This is a genomic window from Pseudonocardia sp. (assembly GCF_050250275.1).
Classification (GTDB): domain Bacteria; phylum Actinomycetota; class Actinomycetes; order Mycobacteriales; family Pseudonocardiaceae; genus Pseudonocardia.
Map to the genome: position 1 here is coordinate 132924 of NZ_JBFWOY010000017.1, position 9293 is coordinate 142216.

General features: G+C 71.3%; 9 protein-coding genes, 1 tRNA gene and 1 pseudogene. 3 read left to right on the plus strand and 8 right to left on the minus strand.

Annotation, left to right across the window (positions count from 1 at the left end):
• Position 1: 1 nt before the first annotated feature.
• Entirely contained in the window at positions 2-649 is a 648-nt protein-coding gene (locus AB7F12_RS17060) for a hypothetical protein (protein WP_428501194.1), read from the minus strand.
• Between the two features lie 218 nt (positions 650-867).
• On the opposite strand from AB7F12_RS17060, the gene AB7F12_RS17065 reads away from it, so the two are divergent.
• A complete protein-coding gene (locus AB7F12_RS17065; RefSeq protein WP_428501202.1) occupies positions 868-1284 on the plus strand; it encodes a GtrA family protein in 417 nt (138 codons plus the stop codon).
• A gap of 3 nt (positions 1285-1287) precedes the next feature.
• On the opposite strand, the gene glfT1 is transcribed toward AB7F12_RS17065, so the two are convergent.
• From glfT1 to AB7F12_RS17090, 5 genes are all read right to left on the minus strand, one after another.
• Positions 1288-2202, minus strand: coding sequence for a galactofuranosyltransferase GlfT1 (gene glfT1 / locus AB7F12_RS17070; protein WP_428501195.1), 915 nt, complete (start codon positions 2200-2202; stop codon positions 1288-1290).
• A 73-nt stretch (positions 2203-2275) separates the two neighbouring features.
• A complete protein-coding gene (wzt, locus tag AB7F12_RS17075) occupies positions 2276-3046 on the minus strand; it encodes a galactan export ABC transporter ATP-binding subunit Wzt/RfbE (protein WP_428501196.1) in 771 nt (256 codons plus the stop codon).
• 4 nt (positions 3047-3050) lie between these two features.
• A complete protein-coding gene (gene wzm, locus AB7F12_RS17080; protein WP_428501203.1) occupies positions 3051-3920 on the minus strand; it encodes a galactan export ABC transporter permease subunit Wzm/RfbD in 870 nt (289 codons plus the stop codon).
• A gap of 129 nt (positions 3921-4049) precedes the next feature.
• Positions 4050-4601, minus strand: a complete 552-nt coding sequence (locus AB7F12_RS17085) for a bacterial proteasome activator family protein (protein WP_428501197.1) — start codon at positions 4599-4601, stop codon at positions 4050-4052.
• Positions 4602-4674: 73 nt separating this feature from the next.
• Complete coding sequence (locus AB7F12_RS17090) at positions 4675-5655, minus strand: NAD(P)H-quinone oxidoreductase (RefSeq protein ID WP_428501198.1); 981 nt, start codon at positions 5653-5655, stop codon at positions 4675-4677.
• A 45-nt stretch (positions 5656-5700) separates the two neighbouring features.
• Here AB7F12_RS17090 and AB7F12_RS17095 point away from each other — a divergent pair, with 45 nt between their 5' ends.
• Complete coding sequence (locus tag AB7F12_RS17095; RefSeq protein ID WP_428501199.1) at positions 5701-6369, plus strand: GNAT family N-acetyltransferase; 669 nt, start codon at positions 5701-5703, stop codon at positions 6367-6369.
• 133 nt (positions 6370-6502) lie between these two features.
• Here the strand turns inward: AB7F12_RS17095 and ypfJ are convergent, their stop codons facing one another.
• A complete protein-coding gene (ypfJ, locus tag AB7F12_RS17100; RefSeq protein ID WP_428501200.1) occupies positions 6503-7450 on the minus strand; it encodes a KPN_02809 family neutral zinc metallopeptidase in 948 nt (315 codons plus the stop codon).
• Between the two features lie 340 nt (positions 7451-7790).
• Between ypfJ and AB7F12_RS17105 the strand changes: the two genes are divergently transcribed.
• Positions 7791-7878: transfer RNA gene (locus AB7F12_RS17105), tRNA-Ser, on the plus strand.
• A 358-nt stretch (positions 7879-8236) separates the two neighbouring features.
• Here AB7F12_RS17105 and AB7F12_RS17110 read toward each other — a convergent pair.
• Positions 8237-9037 (minus strand): annotated as a pseudogene (locus AB7F12_RS17110) (integrase core domain-containing protein); the annotation flags it as partial.
• Positions 9038-9293: the final 256 nt, after the last annotated feature.

The following is a 9293-nucleotide window of genomic DNA, read 5'->3' on the forward strand; positions in this document are numbered from 1 at the left end:
GTCACCGCGCACTCCGCTGCAGCAGCGCCCGCGTGCCGGCGAACAGCAGGCCGCCACCGGCGCCGAGACCGATGATCAGCGGGCTCGCCGGCAGTCCGACCAGCGCCGACACCACCGCGACGACCATGATCCAGATGCCGAGGACGTAGTCGGCGGGGCTCGAACACACCGCGCCCGAGAGCATGTAGAGGGCGCCGGCCAGGAAGACGTACAGCGCGGGCGCGATCACCGACATCGTGTCGCCCCCGACGTCCCGTGAGCCGAGGACGCCGACCAGCACGCCCAGCAGTGTCATCGAGATCGGCCAGCTCAGCCCGTACCGGAGCCCCTGCCGCGACGACGGCCCCCTGACGCCGCGCCCGGTGCGGATGCCGACCACCGCGCTGACGGTCGCCGCGCCCACGACGGCGACGCCGGTCACCCAGCCTGCGACCGCCGAGCTGACGACGTCGGTCGCCGCGAGGAACCAGGCCACCCCGATCAGCACCCACGAGATGCCCCAGCTCACGTAGAAGACGCCGATGCTGGGGGAGAGCCGTGACGAGGCGTGCGACTGCGCCTGCTGGATGATCGCCAGGGCGTCGGCGGCGGTGGGTGCGTCCTCGCCGCCTTCCTGCACCTGCGGCTCGTCCGCGCGACGTTCCGACATTGCGACCCCCAAACTGGTTTGAAGCACTGTCTAGTTTGTAGCGCAAAGTGGTCGGTGGGTGCAAGAGGAGTCGGCCACCGACGAGCGTGTCGCAGGAGCGCCCGGCCCCCTCGTCACACGCTCGGCATTGCGTGGTCGGCGCGCCGGGCACCGGAGGGGGCGACGTCGCGGCGGGTCGCTAGCCTGGCCCGGTGACCGCGACGCAGGAGCGTGCCGGGATGAGCCTGGTCGGACAGCTCACCCGCTTCGTCGCCGTCGGCGTCGCCTCGGCGGCGGTCGACTACGGCGTCTACCAGCTCCTCCTGCTCGCCGTCGGCATGGACCCGCACGTCGCGAAGGGGATCAGCTTCATCCTCGGCACCACGACGGCGTACCTGCTCAACAAGCGGTTCACCTTCACCGAGGCGGGCGGGGGCAAGGGCCGGTTCGCCGGCTTCGTCGCCCTCTACGTGACGACGTTCGCGATCAACGTCGGCGTCAACGCGCTGGCCCTGGCGTTCCTGCCGCAGATGTCGCTGCGCACGTCCGTGGCATGGGTGATCGCGCAGGGCTGCGCCACGGTGATCAACTTCGTGATGCTGCGGACGGTCGTGTTCCGCGCCCCGAGGACCGCGCCGGGCACGGAGACGGCCTGAACCTCAGGGCCGGTCGAAGCGCTCCGCCGCGCCGGCCCGCACCAGCCGCAGCCACTCCCGGAACCCGGCCGGACTCTTCTTGGTGACGAGGAAGTACCAGGCGTAGCGCGGCAGGTCGAGGACACCGACGCGGCGCATGCCCGGCTGCGCGATCAGGTAGCCGCGGTTGCGGTAGGTGTAGAAGCGCTTGACCGGGTCGTCGGGGTCGCGGGCGTGCATCCGGCCGCCGAGCATGGGCTTGTCCTCGCCGGTCGCGGCGGGGTGCACGTAGGCCGTCTGCAGGGCGGTGCCGAACGGCAGCCCGGAGCGGACGAGGCGGCGGTGCATGTCTACCTCGTCGCCACGCACGAACAACCGCAGGTCTGGCACCCCGACCCGTTCGAGAGCCGTCGCCCGGAACAGCGCGCCGTTGAACAACGCGGCGATGCCGGGCAGGAGCTCGGCGTCGGCGGACTCCTCGGACAGCAGACCGGACCGCGTCGCGTGCCAGGTGAGGCCGCGGCGGACGGGGAAGGCGAGCCGGTCGGGGTCGTCGCGGTCGGCGACCGTGGGGGAGACGGCGGCGAGGCCGCGGCGGTCGGCCAGGTCGACGAGGGTGGCGAGGACCTTGTCGTCGGCGGCCAGGCCGTCGTCGTCGCCGAGCCAGACCCAGTCGGCGCCGAGCGCGAGCGCGTGCAGGATGCCGAGGGCGAAACCACCCGCGCCGCCGAGGTTGCGGTGCGACGGCAGGTAGGTGGCGGGGATGCCGCAACCCTCGACGACGTCACGGGCAGGCTGGTCGGGCCCGTTGTCGACGACGACGAGGTGCGCGATCGGATGGGTCTGCGTGGCCATCGCGGCCAGGGAGTCGACGAGCATCCCGGCGCGGTGGCGGGTGACGACGACCGCGACGACCGAGCCGGCGGGAAGAACGGTCACGCAGGCGCCCCGCAGACGCTCGGGAGCGGTGCGACCCGAGCTGCCGTGCCCGACCGTGACCTCGCGGCCCCGGTCACGCGCGGCCGAGGTCGGCGAGCACGTCGTGACCCTTGTAGTGGTGCAGCACCTCGCGCAGCGGACCGTGCTCACGGACCCGGCCGTGCTCCATCCAGATCGCGCTGTCGCACAGGTCGGCGAGGAACTCGTCGGAGTGCGAGGCGAACACGAGGATGCCGGAGCGCTCCACGAGCTCGTTGAGCCGGTCGCGCGCCTTGGCGAGGAACGCGGCGTCGACGGCGCCGATGCCTTCGTCGAGCAGCAGGATCTCCGGGTCGATGCTGGTCACGACGCCCAGCGCGAGCCGGACCCGCATGCCGGTCGAGTACGTGCGCAGCGGCATCTCGAGGTACTCGCCGAGCTCGGTGAACTCGGCGATGTCCTCGACGCGCGCCTCCATCTGCTTCTTCGTCATGCCGAGGAAGAGGCCGCGGATGAGGATGTTGTCGAGCCCGGAGATCTCGGGGTCCATGCCGACGGCCAGGTCGAACACCGGGGCGACCTTGCCGACCACGGCGGCGCGTCCCCGGGTGGGCTCGTAGATCCCCGACATGAGGCGCAGCAGGGTCGACTTGCCGGCGCCGTTGTGCCCGACCAGCGCGACCCGGTCGCCCTTGCGCAGCGAGATGTCGATGTCGCGCAACGCCTCGATGATCGGGACCTTGCTCTCGGTCCCGATCCGGCCGCCCGCCTTGCCCAGCACGGCCTTCTTCAGGGAGCGGGACTTCGCGTCGAAGATCGGGAAGTCGACCGCCGCGCCGCGGATGTCGATGCTCGGTTCGGTCATCTCGTCACACCCAGTACGCGACGCGGGATCGGTAGTTGCGCATGCAGACCAGCGCGGCTCCCCAGCCGACGACGGTGATCACGCCGACGACGAGCCAGTGCCGCCAGACGATCGGGTCGCCCAGCATCGGCTGGCGGAGGATCTCCACGAAGTGCATCACCGGGTTGAGCTCCGCGATCTGCGCCCGCTCGGCGACGGCCGGGTTGTCGCGCAGCCGGTCGTAGGACCAGACGATCGGCGTCATGAAGAAGAGGAGTTGCGTCAGGCTCGCGACGATCGGCGGGATGTCGCGGAAGCGCGTCGCGATGATGCCCGACAGGATCGTGATCCAGCCGCCGTTGAGGACCAGCAGCGCGAACGCGGGGATCGCCATGAACGACGCCCAGCCCAGCGGATGCGGGAAGATGATCATCAGGGCGACCCAGATGATCACGTTGTGCGCGAAGAACAACGTCTGCCGCCACACCAGCCGGTAGACGTGCAGGCTCAGCGGCGCCGGGAGGAACCGGATCAGGCCCTCGTTGGCGATGAAGACCTCGCTGCCCTCGAGGATGCAGCCCTGGACGAAGTTCCAGATCAGCAGCCCGGTGGCGACGTAGGGCAGGAACGTCTTGATGTCCTCCTGGAACAGCGCCCCGTAGAGGATGCCCATCGCCGTGGCGATCACTGCCATACTGATGCTGATCCACAGCGGGCCCAGGATCGAGCGCCGGTAACGCTGCTTGATGTCCTGCCAGCCCAGGTACCCCCACAGCGACCGCTGCCGCCAACCCTGGCCGAGGTCGTTGAAGGCGCGGGCCCAGCTGCGGGGGCCGGGCTCGTCGTCGAGCGGGCGGGCCTGCTCGGCAGGGCCCCCCTCAGCGCTCACGGTCACAGCCACGCGCCGAGGGTACCTGCGGGTGACCGGGGCCGAACGCGCGGTGGGCCGAGGCCCGACGCGGGCGCGACGAACGGCCCCGACCTGCGGATGAGCAGGCCGGAACACCGTTCACCGCACCGTCGATCAGAGGTACTGGCCGGTGCCGCGACCCAGGCCCTCCGGCATCTGCTGGCCCTGCGGCATCGCGCCCGGCGGCAGCCCCCGACGCATCTGCTCCAGTTGCGCGCGAGCCGCCATCTGCTGGGCGAACAGCGCCGTCTGGATGCCGTGGAACAGACCCTCCAACCAGCCGACGAGCTGGGCCTGCGCGATCCGCAGCTCACCCTCGGACGGGACGGAGTCGTCGGTGAACGGCAGCGTCAGCCGCTCGAGCTCCTCGCGCAGCTCCGGCGCGAGGCCCTCCTCGAGCTCCTTGATGGAGTTCTCGTGGATCTCCTTGAGCCGGACGCGCGACGCCTCGTCGAGCGGCGCAGCACGCACCTCCTCCAGGAGCTGCTTGATCATCGTCCCGATGCGCATGACCTTGGCGGGCTGCTCGACCATCGACCCGAGGCCCTGCTCGTCGGGCTCCTCGTCGCCCTGCGGCACGCGCGCCATGCCGACCGGGCGCCCATCGGGGCCCACCACCACGACCTGCTGCTCGACTTCGTTCTGCTCGTCAGACGGCTGACTCATGCGCACATCATGGCGTGCCGCGCGGGACGGCGCCGCGTGCGCCCCGCCCCCGATCGCCGTTCCCCGCGCCACGTCACGTCGTCAGCAGGAGCTTGCCGACGACGCCGCCCGCCTCCAGCACCCGGTGCGCCTCCGCCGCATCCCGCATCGGCAGGGTGGCGTGCACGACCGGCTTGACACGGCCGTCGGCGACCATCGGCCACACCTGTTCGCGCACCCCGTCGACGATGCGCGCCTTGCCCTTCGGCCCGTCGACCGGCCGGCCCCGCAACCCCAGCGACGTCACACTCGCCCGCTTCGCCAGCAGCGCCGCCAGGTTGAGCTCACCCTTCACCCCGCCCTGGAAGCCGATGATCATCAACCGGCCGTCGGTGGCGAGCGCCTTCACGTTGTTGGGCAGGCCCTTGGCGCCCATGTTGTCGAGGATGACGTCGGCGCCGTGCCCGGCGGTGGCCTCGAGCAGCGCCGACGCCACGTCGTCGTGGTAGTCGATGACGATGTCCGCGCCGAGCTCGCGGCAGCGGTCGAGCCGCTTCGGGGACGCCGTCGCCGCCACCCGCGCGCCCAGGGCCTTCGCGACCTGGATCGCGTGCGTCCCGATCCCGCTGCTCCCGCCCTGCACCAGGAACGTCTCGCCCGAGGCCAGCCCCGCGGTGTCGACGACGTTCGACCACACCGTGCACGCCACCTCCGGCAGCGCCGCGGCCGTCGCCACGTCGACGCCGTCGGGCAGCGACAGCACCTGCGGTGCCGGCACGACCACCTTCTCCGCGTAGCCGCCGCCCGCCAGCAGCGCGCACACCTCGTCGCCCACCGCCAGCCCGACGACACCCTCACCCACCGCCGAGATCCGCCCCGCACACTCCAGGCCGATGATGTCGGACGCCCCCGGCGGGGGCGGGTAGTTGCCCTGCCGTTGCATGACGTCGGCGCGGTTCACCCCGGCTGCCACGACGTCGATCAGAACCTCGCCCGGCCCGGCCTGCGGATCCGGGACCTCGGTCCACTCCATGACGTCCGGTGTGCCCGGCTCCCGCACTGTGATCGCGTACATGCCGTCGACCGTATTGTGGTTGCGGCCGTAGGGCACGCTTCGGGGATGTCCCACGCGACGGACGCTCCGCCGGATCCCTGGCCGCCGCGCCATCTCGTCCTGCGCACCCCACGCCTCGAACTGCGCCCCGACGACGACGCCGGCCTCGACGAGCTGGTCGCCGTCGGGTACCGCGGCGTCCACCCGCCCGAGCAGATGCCCTTCCACGTGCCCTGGACCGACGCCGACCCCCGCTACCTGGGCCGCGGCATGCTCCAGCACTTCTGGCAGCAACGCTCCGTGCTCGCCCCCGAGAACTGGGCGCTGCACTTCCTCGTACGGGTCGAGGGACGCGTCGTCGGTGTACAGACGATCCGCGCCGACGACTTCGCACGCCGGCGCACCGTCGCCTCCGGCTCCTGGATCGGCAGGGAGGTCCAGGGCCGCGGCATCGGCACCGAGATGCGCACCGCCGTCCTCACGTTCGCCTTCGACCACCTCGGCGCCACCCGCGCCACCTCGGCCGCGTTCGCCGACAACCGGGCGTCGCTACGCGTGTCCGACAAGCTCGGCTACCGGCGCACCGGCACCACCACCGTCGTCCGACGCGGCGAACCCGCCGAGGAGGTGCAGGTCGCGGTCACGCCCGACGAGTTCGTCCGGCCGGACTGGACCGTGACCGTCGACGGCTACCCGGCCTGCGCGGGCCTGCTCGGAGCCGCCCCGCCGGCATGAGACCGGCAGCCGGCTGCGCCGCGACCGCGCGCGCCGCCGCCTCCTGCCGCGGTCGACCGGGGCCCTTCGGCGGACCCGGGGCTGCTCCACCCCGCGTCCCGGCTGCGCGACGGTATGCGGCTGAACGGCGGCCTCAGCCCAGGTTGACGCCGCGTGCGAACGTGTCGCACTGCGCCGGGTTGCCCGACTGGTAGCCCGTCGAGTACCACTTCTCGCGTTGAGCCGAGCTGCCGTGGGTGAACTGGCTCTCGTTCACGCGCCCGCCGCCCAGGTTCGACTGGATGAAGTCGTCACCGATCCGCGACGCCGTGTCGAGCGCGGCGGCCACGTCGGCCTGCGTCACGTCGACGATCAACGGCTTGCCCGACGACGTCGGCACCTGCGTCGCATGGTTGCCCCACGCGCCGGCGTAGCAGTCGGCCTGCAGCTCCAGGCGCACCGAGCCCGACGTGGGGCCGCTGTCGCCGGCCTGCACCCGGCGGCTCGTGCCCAGCAGGTTCTGCACGTGGTGGCCGTACTCGTGGGCGATCACGTACGCCCGCGCGTAGGGCCCGCCCTGCGCACCGAACCGCGTCTCCAGCTCCTTGAAGAACGACAGGTCGATGTAGACCTTCTGGTCCGCCGGGCAGTAGAACGGGCCGACGTCGGACGTCGCGCTGCCGCAGCCGCCCGTGTTCACGCCGCCGTTGAAGAACACGAGGTTCGGCGGCCGGTAGGTCTGACCCGACCGGGCGAACGTGTCCGACCAGTACCCGTCGAGGGAGTTGACGACGGCGACGACCTCGCAGTCGAGGTTGGTGTTCGCGTCGGCTCCCGTGCGGCAGCTCGACGCGATGTCCTGCTCACTCGCCTGCTGGCCGCTGGACAATCCGTTCAGGCCCGTCGGCAACGCCAACCCGCCACCCGACGCCCCACCGCCGCCGCCGAGGGCGGACACGAGGAAGAACAGGATCAGGCCGACGATGCCGAGGCCACCGCCGCCGACCGCGACCCGGCCACCGATACCCCCGCCGCCGCCGCCACCGCCGCGGCGGTCCTCGATCGTCGACGTGTCGAGATCGGCGTTCTCGTCGAACCGCATTCCCCGCTGCCTCCCCGCGACCCCGTGCCGCTCAGCGCGCTGATCCCACCACACGCGCGACGTCCGGTCGACGGCGACATCCGCGTGGAAACCGGGTCCATGTCGGATTCTCCGGGACCCCGCAGCCGTTCCACGGCGACGGGACGAGGTGGTGGCAGCCACCGGCCGTCGCGGTGACCCGGCCGGAGCGGGCCGCCCACGCACGTCGCCGCCGTCCCCGGAGCTCGTGATCGCACAGGTCGCGGTAAGGGAGCGCAGCTGCTCGACGACGTGCCCGACCGGACCCTCCGCGCCCTGAGCGGCGACGACGAGGCCGGGGCCGCCAGCTAGGCTGCTACGCGGAAGCGTGGCAGAGAGGCCGAATGCACTCGCCTTGAAAGCGAGAGTCCCGAAAGGGTCCGGGGGTTCGAATCCCTCCGCTTCCGCCAGGTCAGAGCGTCGTTTAGTGATCTTCGTTCGGCCGTTCGGGCGGGGTTGACAGCAACCGGTGACAGCAACCTGCGGCGGGCAGCCGTTGGGTTGTGGCTAGGCGAACGTTCGTCGAGCCCGCAGAAGGTATGTGTACGGACTGCTTTGCGGGCGCCCTCGCACAATTCGGCTACCGATCATGGCTCCGACCGCTGAGACCCCGAAGCCGTCGAAGACCCACTTCACCGTGTCGGCATCGAGATTATGAGCGGCAAATGCAGTCCCGAGCATGATGCTGGCCGAGCCGCGCAGAAACCGCAGTCTGCCTCGACCGGCCTCGGTCGGGTCGTTGTCGGGTGGGTCCTGGCCGTGTCCGTCTGTCGCGGGCTCGGGCTCGGGGGTGGTGTCGGCTGGAGCCGGGGCGACCTGGGCGGTAACGAGCTGGGCGGGGAGCCGCAGCGGCAGGAGGTCCTCGCCGTCGCGGCGGTGCTGGCTGGGGGCGAAGCGGTCGGCCGGACAGGCCATGTCCAGGGCTTGGTGGGGGCGGTCGCAGTTGTAGCTGGTGATCCAGGACTCGAGCGCGGCCTGGGCGGCGAGCAGGGTCGGGAACGGGCCGGTGTGGTCGAGAAACTCCCGGCGCAGGCTCAGGTGGAACCGCTCGACCTTTCCGGTGGTGGTGGGCGAGGCAGGTTGGGTGAGGCGGTGGACGATGGCGTTGTCGCGGCAGAGCCGGTCGAAGAGCACTTCGCCGCCGTGTCCGAAGCGGGCGGTGAACTGTTTGCCGTTGTCGGTGAGGACTTCGTCGGGGATTCCGTAGCGGCGCAACGCCTCGGCGAAGGCGAGGCAGACCGCCCGTCCGGTGGCACGGGTGACGACGGTGGCGATGACGGCGAACCGGGAGTGGTCGTCGACCCCGGTCACGATCTTCGCCTCGACCGTGGCTCCGGGGTCGTCGGGGCCGCCGTGGTCGTCGTGGATGAGGACGCCGCCGACGATGTCGAGTTGCCACAGCGCCATCGGTTCGGCGCGTTCCCAGCGCTTGTAGTCCGAGCGCGGCTTGCGTCGGTGGCGTGGTTCGACGAGGCCGTTGCGGCGCAGGATGCGGGCCACGGTGCTGCGTGAGGGAGCCGCGCCGCCGAGCCGGCCGGTGAGTTCGTGGGCGATGCGTCGTGGGCCCCAGGGCCATTCCCGGCCTCCCATCACCGTCGTCACGAGGACGAGGAGCAGGAAAGCCGATCAGGCCCGAGCGTCAAGCGTCAGGTGAGACCGGAACGTCAAGCATCAGCCGAGACCCGACACCGGACATGGAGCGTTGTCTGGTCTCACCTGACGCTTGACGTTCCTGTCCCGGGTGATGGTTGACGTCCGGGCTAGGAAACTGAGCGGTTCTGGGCCTTGAGATTACGGATCGCTCCGCTGGTCGTGCGGGTGAAGA

Excerpts from the sequence above, each read along its gene's own strand:
- AB7F12_RS17065 (WP_428501202.1), top strand. The coding sequence starts at position 868 with ATGAGCCTGGTCGGACAGCTCACCCGCTTCGTCGCCGTCGGCGTCGCC.
- AB7F12_RS17060 (WP_428501194.1), bottom strand. The coding sequence starts at position 649 with ATGTCGGAACGTCGCGCGGACGAGCCGCAGGTGCAGGAAGGCGGCGAG.
- AB7F12_RS17085 (WP_428501197.1), bottom strand. The coding sequence starts at position 4,601 with ATGAGTCAGCCGTCTGACGAGCAGAACGAAGTCGAGCAGCAGGTCGTG.
- AB7F12_RS17090 (WP_428501198.1), bottom strand. The coding sequence starts at position 5,655 with ATGTACGCGATCACAGTGCGGGAGCCGGGCACACCGGACGTCATGGAG.
- ypfJ (WP_428501200.1), bottom strand. The coding sequence starts at position 7,450 with ATGCGGTTCGACGAGAACGCCGATCTCGACACGTCGACGATCGAGGAC.
- AB7F12_RS17095 (WP_428501199.1), top strand. The coding sequence starts at position 5,701 with ATGTCCCACGCGACGGACGCTCCGCCGGATCCCTGGCCGCCGCGCCAT.
- wzt (WP_428501196.1), bottom strand. The coding sequence starts at position 3,046 with ATGACCGAACCGAGCATCGACATCCGCGGCGCGGCGGTCGACTTCCCG.